Source organism: Mesorhizobium sp. P2_C7 (assembly GCF_056404515.1).
Window position 1 is genome coordinate 230,148 of sequence record NZ_JBFUDW010000001.1, and the last position, 17,645, is coordinate 247,792.

The window sequence follows — 17,645 nt, forward strand, 5'->3', positions numbered from 1 at the left end:
TCGAGGCGGCGGCATGGGTCGCCGCCGCCGAATGAATTCGACGATCAACCAGAATGGGGAACCTGTCATGACCGCCACCACCCTCTTGCGGCACCGTTCGCTGAAGATGCCGTCAATCGCACTTGGCCTGGCCTTGGCGCTGGCCGCACCCGCGGCTGCGGCCGACCTGGTCATTTCCAACTGGGACGGCTACATGGCGCCCGACGCCATGGCTGCCTTCAAGACCGCCACCGGCGTCGCCGGCGAAGTGGTTGTTCATGCCACCAATGAAGAGATCATGGGCAAGCTCATCGCCGCCGGCGGCAAGGGCTATGACGTGGTCTTCGTCTCCTCGCCCTTCGCCGAGGTGCTGAACAAGCTCGGCCTGACCGAGCCGATCGACCACGCCAAGGTGCCCAACCTCGCCAACCTCTACCCTGAAGCGACCAAGCTGCCGCATGATGTCGGCAACGCCTTTTCAGTCCCCTACACCTGGGGCACGACAGGCCTCTGCTACCGCTCCGACCTGGTGAAGGTAGCGCCGACCAGCTGGAGCGACCTTCTCGCCCCCTCCGACGACCTCAAGGGCAAGACCACCATGCTGGCGACCGACCGCTGGCTGCTGGCCGCCGGTCAGCTCGACAAGGGTTTTTCGGTCAACGAGACCGATCCGGCCAAGATGGCCGAGGTCAAGGACCTGCTGATCTCGGCCAAGAAGACCCTGCTCGCCTATGACGACACCACCTTCTATTCGAAGCTGGTTTCCGGGGAGGCGCTGATGGTGCAGGCATGGGACGGCTGGTGCAATTACGGCATCGCCGAGAAACCCGAGATCAAATACGTCATCCCAAAGGAAGGTTCCGACCTGTGGGTCGACACGATGGTGGTGATGAAGGCATCTGAACACAAGGACGCCGCCTTCCAGTTCATCAACTTCATGCTCGACGCCAAGAACCACGCCTGGGCGGCCCAGAACATCGACTACAAGGTGCCGAACAAGCCGGCTATGGAAAGCCTGCCAGCCGATTTCCTGGCCAAGTTCCCCAACATGGCGATGCCGGTGGCCGACCTTGTCAAGTTCGAGCAGTTGCGTGACGTCGGCGACGCCCAGCGCGACTATTCGAAGATCGTCAGCGAGATCAAGGCCGCGCAGTAAGCGGCGTCAAACCAGACATCACGGCTGGCGGAGCTTCTGCTGCCGGCCTTGAGCGGTACCCGAAGAATTGTCCCAGACCCGACTTCGCTCCTCCTTGCTGATGGCCCCGGCGCTGGTCTGGCTGACCGCGCTGATGGTCGTGCCGTGCGCGCTGGTGCTGGCGCTCGCCTTCTTTCGCCGCGGCATCTATGGCGGCATCGAATACACCTTCACGCTGGAGAATTTCGGGCTGGTTTTCGACCCGCTCTATGCCGGCATCTTCCTCAAATCTGCACGCATCGCCGGCACGGCGACGCTGATCGCGGTGGTGATCGGCTATGCCGCCGCCTATGCCATATCAGCCGCACCGCGCCGGCTGCAGCCGGTGCTGCTGTTCTTCGCCGTGCTGCCGTTCTGGTCCAACTATCTGATCCGCACCTATGCCTGGATCGTGCTGCTCAACCGCGAGGGCCTGATCACCCAGCTGCTACGCTGGTTCGGCTACACCGGCGAGCCGCCGTCGATGCTCTACACCGAAGGTGCCGTCATCGCCGGCCTGGTCTACAACTACCTGCCCTTCGTCATCCTCGCCTGCTACGCACCGCTGTCGCGTCTCAACCCAGAACTCGCCGAGGCTTCGCGTGACCTCGGCGCTTCGGCCATCACCACCTTTCGCCGTGTCATCCTGCCGCTGACCGTGCCCGGCATCGCCGCGGGCGCCGTGTTCGTCTTCGTGCTGTCGATCGGCAACTTCGTTACGCCGGCCCTGCTCGGCGGTGGCCGCTTCCAGATGATCGGCAATCTCGTCTACGACCAGTTCCTGACCGCCAATGACTGGCCCTTCGGCGCGGCGCTCGCCATGGTGCTGATCGCCATCATGCTGCTGGTGCTGGTGCTGATGGCGCAGGCGCTGGCCGCCGATCGCGCCTCGGGCCGCGCCGCGCAAGTGAGCGGAGGCGCCGATGGCTGAGCGCTCTCCCGCCACGCGGCGCACGCTCTGGCTCGTACTGAGCCTGATCTTCGCCTTCCTCTACATCCCGATTGCCGTGCTGGTGGCGCTGTCCTTCAACGAGGGCGGCCTTCCGACCGCATGGTCGGGCTTTTCGCTGAAATGGTATGTCTCGCTGGCCGGCAATTCCGCGATCCTCTCCGCCGCGCTCAACACGCTGATCGTGGCGCTGGTGTCGACCGCCATCGCCACGCTGCTCGGCACGCTGCTGGCGATCGGCGTCGAGACGCGCCGGCATTATGGCAAGGGTCTCGAAGCGCTGATCTTTGCGCCGATGATCATTCCCGACATCGTGCTGGCGATCGCGCTGCTGTCGTTCTTCTCCATGCTCAACCTGACCATGGGGCTGCACACCATCATCCTTGCCCATGTCGTGTTCAACCTCGCCTTCGTCTGTTCGGTGGTGCGTGCCCGGCTGAAAAGTTTCGACTGGTCGATTGTCGAGGCGTCCACTGACCTTGGCGCGTCCGCAGTGACCACCTTCCGGCGGGTGACATTGCCGGTCATCCTGCCGGCGGTCATCGCCGGCGCGCTGCTTGCCTTCACGCTGTCGGTCGACGAGTTCATCATCGCTTTCTTCACCGCCGGCGCCGGGCGCGCCTCGACCACGCTGCCGATGCAGATCTACGCGATGATCCGCTTCGGCATCACGCCGGAGATCAACGCGCTGGCGACCATCGTCATGGCGGTCTCGATCACCGCGCTGACCTTGTCGCAGCGGCTCAATCGAGGGGTCATCGGCCAATGAGCGAACCGCGCACGCTGCTGGCCATCGATCATGTGTCGAAGAATTTCGGCCGCGTGACCGCTGTCGACGGCATCTCGCTCGACATCCGCGAGAACGAGTTCTTCGCCCTGCTCGGGCCTTCGGGCTGCGGCAAGACCACGCTGCTGCGCATGCTGGCCGGTTTCGAAACGCCGAATGACGGCCGCATCCTGCTCGACGGCCGCGACATTGCCACGACCCCGCCCAACAAGCGGCCGGTCAATTTGATGTTCCAGTCCTACGCGCTGTTTCCGCATATGAGCGTCAGGGCCAACGTGTCCTACGGCCTGGAGATGGAGCGTTTGCCGGCTAGCGAAATCCGCTCCCGTGTCGATGCCATCCTGGCGACGACAGAACTCGTTCCCTTCGCCGACCGCAAGCCGGAGCAATTGTCGGGCGGTCAGAAGCAGCGTGTCGCGCTCGCCCGGGCCCTGGTCAAGCGACCCCGGCTGCTGCTGCTCGACGAACCGCTTGGCGCGCTCGACAAGAAACTGCGCGGCGCCATGCAATTGGAATTGAAACGCCTGCAGCACGAGGTCGGCATTACCTTCGTCATCGTCACCCACGATCAGGAAGAATCGCTTGTGATGGCCGACCGCATGGCCGTGCTCAAGGACGGCAGGCTGCTGCAATGCGACACCCCGCATGCGGTCTATGAGCATCCGGCCGACCGTTTTGTTGCCGACTTCATCGGCGTGATGAATTTCGTGCCGGGCAAAGCCGTCGCCGATGGCGTGCTGGCCGCCAATTGCGCTCGGATCGCCGGCAAGGTACCCGCCACGCTTCCGCCCGGTGCGTCCGCTGTCGCCTCGGTGCGGCCCGAGCGCATCCGGCTTTTCCCGTCGGTAGAAACCGCCAACCGCACCACCGGCGCGGTCGAGGCATTGGCCTATCAGGGGCTCGACCTGCAACTGCATGTCCGCACCCCCCTGTCGCCAAAACCGTTCCTGGTGCGCGTCACCGCCGATGCCGCGGATCGCCGGCCGGTCTCGTTGGGCGACCAGGTCGAACTCGGCTGGGATGCCGCCGATGTCAGAATTTTCGCAGAGTGAAGGAGAAGCTTGATGGCGCAGAAGACGATCGCGTTTTTTCCAGAAGCGGCCTATGGCCCGGCGCTCAATTCCGTCGGCATCGCCCAGGCCGTCGAAGCGCGTGGACACAAGGCCGTGTTCCTCTCCGATCCCGGCTTCGTCGACGTCTACAAGGGCTACGGCTTCGAAGCCCATCCGGTGAACCTGTCCGAACCGATGCCGCCGGAGCAGATGGCCAAGTTCTGGGAGGACTTCATCAATGGCCACATCCCGAATTTCCGCAAATCGCCTTATGACCAGGTCAACAATTACGTCAAGGATTGCTGGACGGCGATCGTCGACAGCGCCAAATGGGCGCAGAAGGATCTGCCGCGCGTTCTGGCTGACATCAAGCCGGACGTCATCTGCGTCGACAACGTCATCCTGTTCCCGGCAATCAAGCAGTTCGGCAAGCCGTGGGTGCGCGTCATCTCCTGCTCAGAAAACGAGATCGAGGATGAGGACATCCCGCCACATCTTTCCGGCTGCGGCGAGAACGACCATGCCGGCCACCAGCGCTACCGCGACCATTTCAACGCGGTGATCAGGCCGATCCATGACGACTTCAACGCCTTCCTCACCGCCAACAACGAGACGCCCTATCCGATCGGCCAGTTCTTCGAAGCCTCGCCCTACCTGAACCTGCTGCTTTATCCCGAGGCCGCAAAGTTCAAGCGCCGCCATCCGCTCGACCCGGCAAAATTCCAGTATCTCGAAGGCTGCGTGCGACAGGAAAAACCCTACACGGTGCCGACCTTCGCGAAAAACAATGACGGACCGCTGCTCTATGTTTCCTTCGGCAGCCTCGGCGCCGGCGATGTCGACCTGTTGAAGCGCATCATCGCGACGTTGGGCAAGACGCGCTACCGGGCGCTGGTCAATGTCGGCGGCTACAAGGACCAGTACACGGACGTGCCCGGCAACGTCATCGTCGAGAGCTGGTTCCCGCAGCCCTCGGTCATCCCGCAGGTCGATGCGGTGATCCACCATGGCGGCAACAACTCGTTCACCGAGTGCCTCTATTTCGGCAAGCCGGCTATCATCATGCCCTATGTCTGGGACGGCCACGACAACGCCACCCGCGTCGCGGAAACCGGCCACGGCTTCGGCATGCCGCGCTACGACTGGAACGATGCCGAGCTCGTCGCCAAGATCGAAGCCTGCCTGACCGATCCGGCGATGAAGGCCAGGCTGGCAAAGACCTCAGCGCAGATGCACGGGCAGAACGGCCCGGAAAAGGCAGCTGGGTTGCTGGAGGCGCTGCTGTGACCTCCTCCGCACCACACCTCCATCAGGCCTCGACCCGCACCGATCTCGTCGACTGGGGTGCCCAGCCGGATGCGCTGGACGGCGCGTCCCATTCCACCGGCAGGCTGGTGCACAAAGGGCCGAACAACCAGCCGGAATCCGGCATCTGGGTCTGCACGCCTGGCCACTGGCGGCTGGCGATCCCGCGCGATGAATTGTGCCATTTCGTCGCCGGCCGCGCGACCTACAGGTCGAATGTCGGCGAAGTGATAGAAGTCAGTGCTGGAACCGTGGTCATGTTCCCGGCCGGCTGGGCGGGCGAATGCACCGTGCATGAGACCATGCGCAACGTCTACATGCTGGCCTGATCCTCGGAGCTTCACGACATGCCGACACCGCACTGGCAAAACGCCTCGACAGTGGACCTGGACGATTGGGGCGCGGGCACCAACACGCTCGCCGGCTCGCCGCGCGCCTCGGGCAAGATCCTATCGCAGAACCAGGACGGATCGAGCGAATGCGGCCTGTGGTCATGCACATCGGGCACACGAAACGTCACCTTTCCTGCCGACGAGTTCTGCCATTTCCTGTCGGGACGCGGCAGCTATGTCCATGAGAACGGCGAAGAAGTTCCGGTCGAGGCTGGCACGCTTGTGTTCTTCCCCGCCGGCTGGACCGGCATCTCCATCATCACCGAAACGCTGACCAAGGCCTTCATGTGCCGGTGAGCACCAATGCCATCCGAGGGAAAATCGATATGACAACACCGATCATGAAGTCCCCGCTCACTATTACCGACCTCGTCGACTGGGGCGTCATCCCGACGATGATCGAGGGCGAATCCCACACTTCGGGCAAGCTGCTGTACAAGGGGCCTGAAGGCCGTTCCGAATGCGGCCTGTGGGTGTGCACTCCGGGCAAATGGCACTGCCACGTCACCCGCGACGAGTTCTGCCACTTCCTTGAGGGCCGCTGCACCTATGTCCATGAATCCGGCGAGATCATCGAGATCGAGCCGGACACGGCGGCGTTCTTTCCGCAGGACTGGAAAGGCGTCTGCACCGTCCATGAGACGATCAAGAAGGTCTACATGATCCGCTGAGCGGGTCGGAGAGGATATCCATGCATTTCTCCCCTGACCGGCCGACTTTCTTCGTCAATCCCGATTACCGGCAGATGACCGGCGCGACGAAACCGGTAATCGACCCGGCGACGCTGGAAACGGTCGGTGCGATAGCCGCTGTGACAGATGGCGAGATCGACGCCGCGCTGACCGCCGCGACCAAGGCGCAGGCCGCCTGGAAAAGGCTCGACGCCAAGAGCCGCGCCAAGCACCTCCATGCCGTCGCCAATGCCATCGAAGCGGCCGACTTCACGCGTTGCGCCGAGCTGATGGTGCGCGAGATGGGCAAGCCCTATCCGGAAGCCATCGGCGAGATCGCCAACTGCGCGCCGATCTTCCGCTATTATGCCGAGATGGCGCGCGACGATGCCGGCAAGATCGCTGGCACGACGCAGGCCGGGTCGTTCCAGTATGCGCGATACGAGCCCTATGGCGTCTCCATCCACATCATGCCTTACAACTTCCCGATCCTGCTGATGTGCTGGACAGTCGCGGCATCGCTCGCCGCAGGCAATGCCTGCGTCATCAAGCCGGCCGAGGCGACGACCCTGTCGACGCTCGATTACATGACCGTGTTCCGCTCGCTGCCGGAGGGGATGGTCTCCTGCCTGCCCGGCGGCGCTGCCACCGCGCAAGCGCTGATCGTTTCCGACCGCACCCATGCTGTCGCCTTCACCGGCTCGGTCGCCGCCGGCAAGGCGGTGGCGGTGGCCTGTGCCGAACGCATGAAGCCTTGCGTCATCGAAGCCGGCGGCAGCGATCCGCTGATCATCAGCCAACACGCCCCGCTCGATGTCGCCGCGGCCGGCAGCGTCACCGCCGCCTTCCACCTCACCGGCCAGGTCTGCACCTCGGCCGAGCGCTTCTTCGTCGTCGACGCCGTGCATGACCGCTTTGTCGACCTGTTCGCCGAAAGGACACGCGCGCTGCGCATCGGCAACGGCATGGACAAGACCGAGATCGGCCCGCTGGTCAGCGAAGGCGCGCGGGCGAAAGTGATGCGCCTCGTTGACGATGCTATTCGCAACGGTGCCAGGGCGGTCACCGGCGGGCGCATCCCGCCCGCACACAACACAGGCTGGTTCTACGAGCCAACGATCCTGACCGGTGTCACCCCTGATATGGCGATCGTGCGCGAGGAGTGTTTCGGGCCGGTCGCCGCGATCTGCCGTGTCCGGGATTTCGACGAGGCGATCCGGCTTGCCAATGACAGCCCGTTCGGGCTTGGCGCCTCGGTGTTCACCACCGATCTGGCCGAGGCGCATGAGGCCGCCGAGCGGCTCGAGGCCGGCATGGTCTGGGTCAACAACCCGCTGATCGACAATGACGCCTTGCCCTTCGGCGGCTGGAAGGCTTCGGGCCTCGGCCGCGAACTTGGCCGCCAGGGCCTCGACGCCTTCCGCCGCTCGAAGATGGTGATCATCGACCACAAACCGACGATCCAGGACTGGTGGTATCCCTACCCCGACAGCTGGTTCCGCGAGACCGGTGGCCGCAAGCATGTATGAAGGCAGCGGCGCGGCAACACCGCGCCGCCCGATACAAAGATTTACGCCGCGATCGCTTCGACCAACGCATGCGAGACAGCGGCAATGACGGCGTTGCGCTTAGCCAGACTCTGTTTCGTGCCCGTCAGATAGACCGACATCAAAATCGGGTTGCCTGAAGCCGGCCAGATGACGGCCGCGTCATTGGTGCTGCCGCGCGCGCCGGTTCCGGTCTTGTCGCCGCATATCCAGCCTTTCGGCAGTGCCGCCCTTATGCGCTCGTCGCCGGTCTTGTTCGCCACCAGCCAATCGACAAGCTGCGCCCGGCTCTTCTTCGACAGGCTGTTGCCGATCGTCAGCCGTTCGAAATTGTCGGCCATGGCCAGCGCCGAGGTCGTGTCGCGCGCGTCGCCCGGCAGCGACTCGTTCAGCTCCGGTTCGATCCGGTCCAGCCTGGTCACCTTGTCGCCGATCGAACGCAGATAGGCCGTCAGCTGCGCCGGCCCGCCAAAGGACTCCAGCAACAGATTGGCCGCCCCGTTGTCGCTGACTGTCACGGCGGCCTCGCAAAGCTGCGCCACGGTCATCTCGCCGCCGGCATGTTTCTTGGTCGTCGGAGAGTTCGCGATGACGGCGTCGTGCGGGATCTTGATGCTGCGGTCGAGCTGCTCGATGCCGCCATCGACGCGATGCAGGATGAACGCCGCCGCGAGTGCCTTGAAGGTGCTGCACATGGGAAACAGCTCGTCCTCACGATAGCCGAATTGCGCGGTCGTTCCGGAGATCCGGCAGGACACGCCGAGCCGGCCGCCGCTTTTCGCCTCGATCCGCCTTATTTTCGGCAAGACCCCATCAAATTTTGTCGGGCTCGTTGCCGCCTTCGCAATGGCGCCAATCGGGGCCGTCAAAACCACCGCGAGACCACTGATGAAACTGCGTCTGCTTGTCATGTCCACACTCTCTGTCGCCCCGCGAAGCAGAACTGGACCGGATCCGGCGCCATCGCAAACGAGTAAACATCGCCCCCGCCATAAGAAAAATTAGGGCTGGGATGATGAAGCGATCGCACCTCCCGTTGAATGGCTTGCGCGCCTTCGAGGCCTCCGCAAGGCATCTCAGTTTCACCGGCGCCGGCCTCGAACTGCGCGTCACCCAGGCCGCCGTCAGCCATCAGATCAAGGGCCTCGAAGAGATCCTTGGTATCAAGCTTTTTCGCCGATTGCCGCACGGCCTCGCTTTGAGCGAGGAGGGCGAGGCCCTGCTGCCCGTGCTGAGCGATGCGTTCAACAGGATCAGCGTCACGCTTGACCGCTTCGAGGGTGGTCGCTTCAACGACATCGTCACCGTCGGTGTCGTCGGCACCTTTGCGTCGGGATGGCTGATCCCCAGATTGCCGGCATTCCACCAGGCCTATCCGGACATAGAGCTGCGCATCTCGACCAACAACAACCGGGTCAATCTCGCCGCCGACGGTCTCGACTTTGCCATCCGCTTCGGCGATGGCTCCTGGCAGGGCACCGAGAACACACCGTTGCTGCCCGGCGCCTTCTCGCCGGCCTGCACGCCCGACATTGCCGCGGGTCTGCGCGACCCGTCCGACCTCGCGCGCGAAACGCTGCTATGCTCTTACAGGGAAGACGAATGGTTGCGCTGGTTCGAGACGGCAGGGTGCCATTGCCCGCCGATCAAGGGCATCGTCTTCGACTCATCAGTCACCATGGCGAACGCTGCCGTCCAGGGCGCCGGCGTGGCGCTGCTGCCGATTTCGATGTTCAGCCGCGAGCTCTGTTCGGCTGAGCTGGTGCAGCCTTTCGACTGCACGGTCGACGTCGGCCGGTATTGGCTGTCGGCGCGGCGCAGGCGCCAGAACTCGCAGGCAATGACCATCTTCGCCGACTGGTTGAAGGCCGAGACGGCTACTTCAGCCGATGCTTTCGCCACCGTCGATCACCAGCGCCTGGCCGGTCATGAAGGATGAACGGTCGGAAACGAGGAACAGGATCGCCTCGGCGATCTCTTCGACGCTGGCCCAGCGCCCCATCGGGATCTTGGTGCGGACATAGTTTTCGATCGCCTCGCGACCGCCCATCTGGGCGATGAACGGCTCGTTGAACGGCGTGTCGACCCAGCCTGGGCAGAGCGCGTTGACGCGGACATTGTGGCTGGCATAGTCGAGCGACATCTGCCTGGTCATCGCCACCACGGCATGTTTCGACGTGGCGTAGGCGATCATCTCGCGGTCGTAGAACACGCCCGAATTCGAGGCGGTGTTGAGGATGACGCCACCGCCCTGCGCAATCATCGACGGCATGACCAACCTGGCAGCGAGGAACTGCGCCCGGACATTGACCCGCCACGAGGCATCCATGCCGCCGACCTCGACTTCGGTCAGCGTACCGCCGACCTGGATGCCGGCATGATTGTGCAGGATGTCGATACGCCCAAGCCTGTCGAGCGTGCCGGCAATGAGCTGCTCGACCGCCGCGTCATCCGCGACATCGGTGGCGAGCGCCTCGGCCCGACCACCCGCCGCGCGGATGTCGCAAGCCGTCGCCTCGCCGCTGGCCCGGTCCCTGTCGGCGATGACGACCAGCGCGCCTTCCCTGGCCATGATCATGGCGCCGGCGCGCCCGATGCCGGAGCCGGCACCCGTCACCACGGCGATGCGGTCTTTGAGGATCATGGCGCGACTTTCAGTTGGATGGTTTGCGTTGGCGCAGCTGCCATTGGGCAAGCACCACAAGCAGCACGGAGGCGACGAGCACGATCGTCGCGATGGCATTGATTTCCGGCGTCACGCCACGCCGGATCGACGCAAACACATAGATCGGCAGCGTCGTCTGCGCACCGGCGACGAAGAAGGCGACGATGAAATCGTCGAACGAGAAGGTGAAGGCGAGCAGGAAGCCGGCGACCACCGCCGGCATGATCTGCGGAAGGACGATGCTGCGGAACGTCGTCAACGGCGTGGCGTAGAGATCGCTTGAGGCCTCGACCAGGTTGCGGTCGAGGCTGCCGAGACGCGTGCCGACGATCATCGTCACCAGCGCCATCGAAAACAGGCCGTGTGCGGCGATGATCGAGCCATAGCCGAGCGACAGGCGCGGCGGCTGGTCGTCGGGCCAGATCGAGGCGAGGAATGGGTTGACGACGGCGAACAGCTGGACGAGCGCAACCAGCGTCGAGATGCCGATGACGACACCCGGGACGACGATCGCGGCACCCAGAAGTGCATCGAAGACAGCGCGGGTCCGGACGCTGACGCGCGCCAGGCCAAGCGCGGCCGCGGTGCCGCACAGCGCCGCCAGCGAGGCGCTGGTGGTGGCGATGAACAGGCTGTTCTTCAACGCTTCGACCAGGAACGGGTTGGCCAGCGCCTTGCCGTACCATTGCACGGAAAAGCCGGTGAACTCGCTCGCATGGTGACCGGCGTTGAAGGAGAACAGCACCACAAGCGCAATCGGCAGGTAGAGGAAGGCGAAGACGGCAATGACGAAGGCGCGCATCAGATCAGATCCACCCGGCGGGCGCCCGAAACCCGGGTCGAGATGCGGTTGGCGGCAATCAGCACCACCACCGAGACCAGCACCAGTGTGATCGCGATAGCCGATCCGAACGGCCAGTTGCGCGACTGCAGGAACAGGTCGACCAGCGCATTGCCGATGAAGAACACCTTACCGCCGCCAAGCAGCGTCGGGATCAGATACTCGCCGAGCAGCAGGATCATCACCAGCGAGAAGCCGGTCATCACCCCCGGCAGCGACAGTTTCAGCGTCACGCCAAGGAATGTGGAGAGTGGCGTCGCACCGAGATCGGCGGAGGCTTCCAGCAGCCGGCGGTCGAGCCGCTCGAGGCTGACATAGATCGGCAGGATCATCAGCGGCAGATAGCCATAGACGATGCCAAGCAGCACGGCGCCCGGCGTGTTGATCAGCCTGATATCCTCGAAGCCGACATAAGCGAGCAGAGCCGGAATGCCGCGCCCGCCCAGCACATACATCCAGGCATAGGTCCGCATCAGAAGGCTGGTCCAGAACGGGATGACGACGAGCGCGAGCAGGATCAGCCGCCAGCGCTGCGGCGCTTGCAGGGCGAGGTAATAGGCCACCGGATAGGCGACGAGAAGACAGGCGAGCGCGCCCATCGGCGCCAGCATCATGGTGTTCCAGAAGGCGGTCGCCCGCGCCGGAAGGTTGGCATATTGCGCCAGCGTAAAGGCCGCCTGGTAGCCGCCTTCCGGCGCCCGCTCGCCGACGCTGAACACGGCGATGGCGATGAACGGCAGCACCAGGAAGACCACAAGCCACGCCGCCGCCGGGCCGAGCAGCAAGGCGGTCAGCAGATTATGACGAAATTTGTTGCCGTGCATTGAAACCGCCCTGGTGCCGGCGGACATTTGCCCGCCGGTCAATTGTCTGCATCAGGCGGGTCGCTCAGGCCGACTTGAAGCGGGCCATCAGTTCGGCTCGGCCGGGATCGGTCAGTGTAGCCGCTGCGCCGAACTCGAGCGGCGTCAACAGGTCCGCCGCCGGATAGAGGATCGGATTATCGAGCACCTCCTTGGGCAGCAGCTTGTTGACCCGCGCATCGGTCGACGGCGCACCGTTGGCCAAATGCTCCTTGACCGCGACCTGCGGGTTCATCAGGTAGTTGAGAAGAGCGTAGCCGGCGGGCTTGTTCGGCGCGTCCTTTGGAATGGCATAGAAATCAGTCCAGATCTCGCCGCCTTCCTTGCCAAGCACATAGGCGATCTCGGGAATGTCGCGATGCAGCTGCGCACCGTCATTGGTCCAGCACATGGTCATCCAGGCGTCACCGGCGCGCATTCCCGGCTGGTAGTCGGATGAGACCGCGAACAGATGCGGCTTCACCTTCAGCAGCAATTCCTCCGCCTTTGCGAGTTCGTCCTGTTTCAGCGAGTTGAACGAATAGCCGTAATATTTCAGCGCATTGCCGATCGTGGTCAGCTGGTAATCATGCACCATGGTGCGGCCGTCGCCCTCCGCCATGGCTGTGTCCCAGAACTCCTTCCAGCTGGTCATCGGCTTGGCCAGCTTCTTGGTGTTGACGGCAAAGCCGGTGGTGCCCCAGTTCTTCGGCACGGCGTAGGTCGTCCCGTCGATCGTACCCTCCGAGGTGAAGCGCGGATCCTCCTGCGAGCCGTCGAAATTCGGCAGCTTCGCCATATCGAGCGCCTCGATGATGCCGAGCTTCTTGTATGTCGAGATCGTGTAGTTGGTCGGCACGAACAGGCTCCAGCCGGACGCGCCGGCCTGCAGCTTGGCCAGCATCTCCTCGTTGGAGCCGAACACGTTGACCTCGACGGCAACGCCGGTGTCCTTCTTGAAATTCTCGAATGTCGCCGGGTCATGATAGTTCGGCCAAGTGGCGATCGACATGCGATCGCCGAGGCTTTCAGCGGCAAAGGCCGGCGTCGGCATGATGCCGATCTCGCGCGCCATCACTGCCGTCGCAATGCCGAGGCCGGTCAGGCCGAGGAAGTCGCGGCGGCCGATCGAGCCGCGCTTGAGGCGCATCAGCTGGTCGACGAAGTTTTCAGGGCTTATCGGCAGTCCGTCACGATATGATTTCGACATGTTTGGTTACCCTCTGGTTGGTCCCGTTGTTCTTGGGGTCCGGAAACGCCAAGGGCGTTCCGGCGGCAAAGCCGATGGCGACGGGTTCACCCGGCTTGAAGAGATTGCCGTGGCCGATCAGGTGATCGGCCTTGGCGAGCAGCGTTCCGATGCCCTGGACCTCGATCGCGTACTCCGCGGTCGAGCCGAGGAAAATCCGGTTCCGGACAATGCCCTTGAACCGGCCGCTTTCGGGCGCGCCGAGACTGAGCGATTCAGGACGCAGGCTGACCGAGACGGTCTCGCCCTGCCGCAAGGCCGTCCGCTTGCGCGCCGCAATGACGGTGCCGTCGGCAAGCGCGATGTCCACCAACTCGCCCGAATGTCCGGCGACCTTGCCGCTCAGCAAATTGGTCTTGCCAACGAAATCGGCGACGAACAGATCGGCCGGCTCGTCATAGATCTCGCTCGGCTGTCCGAGCTGGACGATGCGGCCACCATTCATGACGCAGACGAAATCGCTCATCGACAGCGCCTCCTCCTGGTCGTGGGTGACCAATACGAAGGTGATGCCGATTTCACGCTGCAGGTTCTGCAACTCGATCTGCATGTCGGTGCGCAGCTTCTTGTCGAGCGCGGCCAGCGGCTCGTCGAGCAACAGCACGGCCGGCTTGTTGACCAGTGCGCGCGCCAGCGCGACACGCTGCTGCTGCCCGCCGGACAGTTCATGGATCTTGCGGCGGCCATAGCCGGCGAGCCGCACCATGGCCAGCGCCTCGCCTGCCCTTGAGGTGATCTCGCGCGACGACAGCCGAGGCCGTGCCTGGCGCAGCCCGTAGGCGACGTTGTCCTCGACATCGAGATGCGGAAACAGCGCGTATTGCTGGAACACCATGTTGACAGGCCGCCGGTAGGGCGGCGTGCCGGCCATGTCCTGGCCGCGAATGAACACCTGGCCTTCGCTCGGCTGCTCGAAGCCGCCGATCATGCGCAGGCAGGTCGTCTTGCCGCAGCCGGACGGTCCGAGCAGGGCGACAAAGGCGGAAGGCGGGACGGCAAGATCGATGCCGCTGACCGCGGTCACCGCGCCATAGCGCTTGGTGACGCCGCGAAACTCGATGTCGGGCACTGCGGTCAAGGCTGCGGGCTCCAGCAACAGGGCAATTTCAGGACGCTACCAGAGCCAATGGCGGCTAGTATATACCTCGCAGGTGGTATATCTGATCTATTTTCTCGTTTAAGGGGGTATGGATTGTCCCGCAGCGACGAATACGGCCAGCTTGCAACGCTTGTCACCGCGACGCGGGAGACGAGCGGCGACCTCTTCGGCAAGGCGATGGTCGATTGGCTGCGCCAACATGTCAGCTTCGACCACTGCGTGATCTTCGGCTATCGCGGTGCCGCACGCCCGCCGCTGCTGTTCGAGACCTTTTCGCCGGCCGAAAGCCATGTCTTCGTCGCGCTCTACCAGGAAGGGCCGTATCTGCTCGACCCGTTCCACCATGCGGCGGTAGAGCGCAAGGAAGGGTTCTGGCGCATGCGCGAACTCGCGCCGGACCGCTTCTATGCCAGCGAATATTTTCGCTCCTACTACAGCCAGACCAGATTGGCCGAGGAGGTCGGCTTCTTCGTGCCTTTGCCGGGAAAGGACGCGCTGGTGTTATCGCTGATGCGGCTGCGTGCGTCGGGTCCGTTCGGCACCGCCGATGCCAGGCTTCTGCGCGACATGGCGCCGGCGGTGATCAGCTTCGCCAGATTGCGCTGGCCTGCCCTCCCGGCCGACGAACCGCCCGAGACAAAGCAGGACGAGACGATTGCTCCGGTCAACGAGTTCGATCGCGCCCATATCTGGCAGAGCCTGTCGCTGACGCCGCGCGAAAAGCATGTCGTCGACCTGGTGCTGCAGGGGCATTCAACCGAATCGATCGCCAGGGCGATGCGCATCGTGCCGGGAACCGTGAAGGTCCATCGCCGCAACATCTACCGCAAGCTCAAGATCAAGTCGCAGGCCGGCCTGTTCGCGCGCTTCGTCGAGATCATCGACGCACGGGTCCGGTAGTTCCTTAGCCCCAGGTTTCCCAGGCGCCGGTTTCGGCCATCCGCCTGAGAAATGGCGCCACCTTGAACACGTCCTTGCCCGTCCGCTGATGCCAATGGTCGAGCCGCTCGATGAGCTTGGCTGGACCTTCGAGGCCGGCCCAGAACATGGGCCCGCCCTTGCCGACGGGAAAGCCATAGCCGTTGGCCCAGACGACATCGATGTCGGAGGCGCGGCTGGCGATGCCTTCTTCCAGGATCTTTGCGCCCTCGTTGACCAGGGGATAGAGCGTGCGTTCGATGATTTCTTCCGCGCCGATAGCGCGCGGTACGATGCCCTTCTCGGCCGCCTTGTCGCGGATCAGCGCCTCGACTTGCGGATCGGTGACCGGCGTGCGCGCGCCGGCCTCGTAGAGATAGAAACCACGGCCGGTCTTCTGGCCGAACCGTCCTTGCTCGCACAGCGTGTCGGCGATCACAGCCGTCTGGCCGCGCGCCTTGCGGTTGCGCCAGCCAATGTCGAGGCCGGCGAGATCGCCCATCTGGAACGGTCCCATCGGCCAGCCGAACTCGGTGAACGCCTGGTCGATCTGCCGTGGCGTTGCGCCCTCCAGCAGAAGCGCCTCGGATTCGGCGCCACGCGCCGCCAGCATGCGGTTTCCGACAAAACCGTGGCAGACGCCGACGACGACAGCCACCTTGCCGATCCGCCGCGCCAGGTCGACGACGGTAGCCAGCGCATCGGGAGCGGTCTTCTCGGCGCGCACGATCTCCAAGAGCTTCATGACATTTGCCGGCGAAAAGAAATGCAGTCCGAGCACATCCTGCGGGCGTGAGGTCGAGGCGGCGATTTCGTTGATGTCGAGATAGGAGGTGTTGGTGGCCAGGATGGCGCCGGGCTTGGCCACCGCGTCGAGCTTGCCGAAGACTTCCTTCTTGACCGCCATGTCTTCGAACACCGCCTCGACGATCAGGTCGCAATCGGCGAGATCGGCATAGTTGGTGGAGCCGGTGAATTGGGCCAGCCGCTGCCGCTTCGCATCTTCGGTCAATGATCCCCGCGTGACGGAGACGGCATAGTTCTTGTCGATGGTGCCCAGTCCGCGTTGCAGCGCCTCCTGGCTGGTCTCCAGCAAGGTGACGGAATAGCCGCCATTGGCGAAAGCCATGGCGATGCCGCCGCCCATGGTGCCGGCGCCGATGACGCCGATACGCGCGATCCTGCGCTTGATGATATTCTTGCCGGGAATCTTTGCCGCCTCACGTTCGGCGAAGAACAGATGGCGCTGCGCGCGCGACTGGTCGCTGGCGACGAGTTCGACGAACAGCGCGCGCTCTGCCGCCAGCGCCTCGTCGAACGGCAGCGTGACGGCATTGCGCACCGCCTGCGCGCAGGCGATCGGCGCTTCGAGGCCGCGCGCTTTTTTGGCAAGGTCCGCCGCCTCGGCGTCGAAAGCCGCCAGGTCGGTTTCCCTAGGCCCATCATTTCGATCGCGCACCGGCGTGAAGGGACCACCCTTGCGGGCTATTTCCCTGGCGAAGTTCACGGCATGCGTGGTCAGATCGCCTTTGAAGACGGCGTCGATCAGACCGTCAGCATGCGCCTCTTCTGCACCGATCGGCGAACCGGAAACGATCATCTTGAGCGCCTTCACCGCGCCGACCAGGCGCGGCAGCCGCACCGTGCCGCCGCCGCCCGGCAAGAGACCGAGCTTGACTTCCGGCAGGCCGAGCTTGGCGGCGGCGTCGGCGACACGGAAATGGCAGCCGAGTGCCAGCTCCAGGCCGCCGCCAAGCGCGGTGCCGTGGATGGCGGCGATCGTCGGCTTGGCGATGGTCTCCAGCGTTGCCACGATGGCGCGCAGTTCGGGCTGCTGCACCGGCTTGCCGAATTCGGTGATGTCGGCGCCGGCAACGAACGTTCGGCCGGCACAGGCGATGACGATCGCTGCGACCGACGGATCATCCCGCAACCCAACGAGAGCCTGCATCAGCGGTTCGCGAACATGAAAGCTCAGCGCATTGACCGGCGGATTGTCGACGGTGACGATGGCGACATCGCCGTCGCGGCTGACCTTCAGGAAATCGGACACGCAAACCTCCCAGCATTTGATGAGCGGCTTGCAGCCGCGCGCACGGGATTTACAGCGCCATGACGCTGATGGGAACCGGGTGCCGGCCTGGCACAATGATTACCGGCCTTGACGTACCCCTG

Annotated in this window: 18 protein-coding genes; 11 read left to right on the plus strand and 7 right to left on the minus strand. The window is 64.0% G+C overall.

What is annotated here, in order from left to right:
* Window positions 1–67 precede the first annotated feature (67 nt).
* The 9 genes from AC1D2G_RS01115 to AC1D2G_RS01155 all read left to right on the plus strand — a co-directional run bounded on the left by AC1D2G_RS01115 (window position 68) and on the right by AC1D2G_RS01155 (window position 7,838).
* Window positions 68–1,135 carry a polyamine ABC transporter substrate-binding protein gene (locus AC1D2G_RS01115; protein WP_477411596.1) on the plus strand — a complete coding sequence of 356 codons (1,068 nt, stop codon included), beginning with the start codon at window positions 68–70 and terminating at the stop codon, window positions 1,133–1,135.
* Between the two features lie 100 nt (window positions 1,136–1,235).
* Window positions 1,236–2,084 carry an ABC transporter permease gene (locus AC1D2G_RS01120; protein WP_477412411.1) on the plus strand — a complete coding sequence of 283 codons (849 nt, stop codon included), beginning with the start codon at window positions 1,236–1,238 and terminating at the stop codon, window positions 2,082–2,084.
* Window positions 2,077–2,871, plus strand: a complete 795-nt coding sequence (locus tag AC1D2G_RS01125; protein WP_477411597.1) for an ABC transporter permease — start codon at window positions 2,077–2,079, stop codon at window positions 2,869–2,871. Before AC1D2G_RS01120 ends, AC1D2G_RS01125 begins: the two co-directional genes overlap by 8 nt.
* Window positions 2,868–3,941, plus strand: coding sequence for an ABC transporter ATP-binding protein (locus AC1D2G_RS01130; protein WP_477411598.1), 1,074 nt, complete (start codon window positions 2,868–2,870; stop codon window positions 3,939–3,941). The genes AC1D2G_RS01125 and AC1D2G_RS01130 overlap by 4 nt, the downstream gene beginning before the upstream one ends.
* 12 nt (window positions 3,942–3,953) lie before the next feature.
* Entirely contained in the window at window positions 3,954–5,228 is a 1,275-nt protein-coding gene (locus tag AC1D2G_RS01135) for a glycosyltransferase (protein ID WP_477411599.1), read from the plus strand.
* Window positions 5,225–5,575 (plus strand): cupin domain-containing protein, encoded by a 351-nt coding sequence (locus tag AC1D2G_RS01140; protein ID WP_477300136.1) that lies wholly within the window; start codon window positions 5,225–5,227, stop codon window positions 5,573–5,575. The genes AC1D2G_RS01135 and AC1D2G_RS01140 overlap by 4 nt, the downstream gene beginning before the upstream one ends.
* A gap of 18 nt (window positions 5,576–5,593) precedes the next feature.
* Window positions 5,594–5,935: a cupin domain-containing protein gene (locus AC1D2G_RS01145; protein WP_477300137.1), complete on the plus strand. Its 342-nt coding sequence runs from the start codon at window positions 5,594–5,596 to the stop codon at window positions 5,933–5,935.
* Between the two features lie 29 nt (window positions 5,936–5,964).
* Entirely contained in the window at window positions 5,965–6,309 is a 345-nt protein-coding gene (locus tag AC1D2G_RS01150) for a cupin domain-containing protein (RefSeq protein ID WP_095084091.1), read from the plus strand.
* Between the two features lie 20 nt (window positions 6,310–6,329).
* Window positions 6,330–7,838: an aldehyde dehydrogenase family protein gene (locus AC1D2G_RS01155; RefSeq protein WP_477411600.1), complete on the plus strand. Its 1,509-nt coding sequence runs from the start codon at window positions 6,330–6,332 to the stop codon at window positions 7,836–7,838.
* Window positions 7,839–7,879: 41 nt separating this feature from the next.
* On the opposite strand, the gene bla is transcribed toward AC1D2G_RS01155, so the two are convergent.
* Window positions 7,880–8,767: a class A beta-lactamase gene (gene bla / locus AC1D2G_RS01160; RefSeq protein ID WP_477411601.1), complete on the minus strand. Its 888-nt coding sequence runs from the start codon at window positions 8,765–8,767 to the stop codon at window positions 7,880–7,882.
* 104 nt (window positions 8,768–8,871) lie between these two features.
* On the opposite strand from bla, the gene AC1D2G_RS01165 reads away from it, so the two are divergent.
* Complete coding sequence (locus AC1D2G_RS01165; protein ID WP_477411602.1) at window positions 8,872–9,795, plus strand: LysR family transcriptional regulator; 924 nt, start codon at window positions 8,872–8,874, stop codon at window positions 9,793–9,795.
* On the opposite strand, the gene AC1D2G_RS01170 is transcribed toward AC1D2G_RS01165, so the two are convergent.
* The 5 genes from AC1D2G_RS01170 to AC1D2G_RS01190 form a co-directional block, all read right to left on the minus strand.
* The gene (locus tag AC1D2G_RS01170; RefSeq protein WP_477411603.1) at window positions 9,739–10,500 is read right to left on the minus strand and encodes an SDR family NAD(P)-dependent oxidoreductase; all 762 of its coding nucleotides are present in this window, start codon (window positions 10,498–10,500) and stop codon (window positions 9,739–9,741) included. The two genes, AC1D2G_RS01165 and AC1D2G_RS01170, sit on opposite strands and share 57 nt — an antisense overlap.
* 10 nt (window positions 10,501–10,510) lie before the next feature.
* Complete coding sequence (locus tag AC1D2G_RS01175; RefSeq protein ID WP_457150211.1) at window positions 10,511–11,323, minus strand: ABC transporter permease; 813 nt, start codon at window positions 11,321–11,323, stop codon at window positions 10,511–10,513.
* The gene (locus AC1D2G_RS01180; RefSeq protein ID WP_477227583.1) at window positions 11,323–12,186 is read right to left on the minus strand and encodes an ABC transporter permease; all 864 of its coding nucleotides are present in this window, start codon (window positions 12,184–12,186) and stop codon (window positions 11,323–11,325) included. Before AC1D2G_RS01180 ends, AC1D2G_RS01175 begins: the two co-directional genes overlap by 1 nt.
* Window positions 12,187–12,250: 64 nt before the next feature.
* Complete coding sequence (locus tag AC1D2G_RS01185; protein ID WP_477227582.1) at window positions 12,251–13,414, minus strand: ABC transporter substrate-binding protein; 1,164 nt, start codon at window positions 13,412–13,414, stop codon at window positions 12,251–12,253.
* Window positions 13,395–14,531, minus strand: coding sequence for an ABC transporter ATP-binding protein (locus tag AC1D2G_RS01190; RefSeq protein WP_477411604.1), 1,137 nt, complete (start codon window positions 14,529–14,531; stop codon window positions 13,395–13,397). The genes AC1D2G_RS01185 and AC1D2G_RS01190 overlap by 20 nt, the downstream gene beginning before the upstream one ends.
* 114 nt (window positions 14,532–14,645) lie before the next feature.
* Here AC1D2G_RS01190 and AC1D2G_RS01195 point away from each other — a divergent pair, with 114 nt between their 5' ends.
* Complete coding sequence (locus AC1D2G_RS01195) at window positions 14,646–15,452, plus strand: helix-turn-helix transcriptional regulator (protein WP_477227580.1); 807 nt, start codon at window positions 14,646–14,648, stop codon at window positions 15,450–15,452.
* 4 nt (window positions 15,453–15,456) lie between these two features.
* Here AC1D2G_RS01195 and AC1D2G_RS01200 read toward each other — a convergent pair whose 3' ends face one another.
* Complete coding sequence (locus AC1D2G_RS01200) at window positions 15,457–17,523, minus strand: 3-hydroxyacyl-CoA dehydrogenase NAD-binding domain-containing protein (RefSeq protein ID WP_477411605.1); 2,067 nt, start codon at window positions 17,521–17,523, stop codon at window positions 15,457–15,459.
* Window positions 17,524–17,645: the final 122 nt, after the last annotated feature.

Excerpts from the sequence above, each read along its gene's own strand:
- AC1D2G_RS01115 (WP_477411596.1), top strand. The coding sequence starts at position 68 with ATGACCGCCACCACCCTCTTGCGGCACCGTTCGCTGAAGATGCCGTCA.
- AC1D2G_RS01120 (WP_477412411.1), top strand. The coding sequence starts at position 1,236 with ATGGCCCCGGCGCTGGTCTGGCTGACCGCGCTGATGGTCGTGCCGTGC.
- AC1D2G_RS01125 (WP_477411597.1), top strand. The coding sequence starts at position 2,077 with ATGGCTGAGCGCTCTCCCGCCACGCGGCGCACGCTCTGGCTCGTACTG.
- AC1D2G_RS01130 (WP_477411598.1), top strand. The coding sequence starts at position 2,868 with ATGAGCGAACCGCGCACGCTGCTGGCCATCGATCATGTGTCGAAGAAT.
- AC1D2G_RS01135 (WP_477411599.1), top strand. The coding sequence starts at position 3,954 with ATGGCGCAGAAGACGATCGCGTTTTTTCCAGAAGCGGCCTATGGCCCG.
- AC1D2G_RS01145 (WP_477300137.1), top strand. The coding sequence starts at position 5,594 with ATGCCGACACCGCACTGGCAAAACGCCTCGACAGTGGACCTGGACGAT.
- AC1D2G_RS01150 (WP_095084091.1), top strand. The coding sequence starts at position 5,965 with ATGACAACACCGATCATGAAGTCCCCGCTCACTATTACCGACCTCGTC.
- AC1D2G_RS01155 (WP_477411600.1), top strand. The coding sequence starts at position 6,330 with ATGCATTTCTCCCCTGACCGGCCGACTTTCTTCGTCAATCCCGATTAC.
- bla (WP_477411601.1), bottom strand. The coding sequence starts at position 8,767 with ATGACAAGCAGACGCAGTTTCATCAGTGGTCTCGCGGTGGTTTTGACG.
- AC1D2G_RS01165 (WP_477411602.1), top strand. The coding sequence starts at position 8,872 with ATGAAGCGATCGCACCTCCCGTTGAATGGCTTGCGCGCCTTCGAGGCC.
- AC1D2G_RS01170 (WP_477411603.1), bottom strand. The coding sequence starts at position 10,500 with ATGATCCTCAAAGACCGCATCGCCGTGGTGACGGGTGCCGGCTCCGGC.
- AC1D2G_RS01175 (WP_457150211.1), bottom strand. The coding sequence starts at position 11,323 with ATGCGCGCCTTCGTCATTGCCGTCTTCGCCTTCCTCTACCTGCCGATT.
- AC1D2G_RS01180 (WP_477227583.1), bottom strand. The coding sequence starts at position 12,186 with ATGCACGGCAACAAATTTCGTCATAATCTGCTGACCGCCTTGCTGCTC.
- AC1D2G_RS01185 (WP_477227582.1), bottom strand. The coding sequence starts at position 13,414 with ATGTCGAAATCATATCGTGACGGACTGCCGATAAGCCCTGAAAACTTC.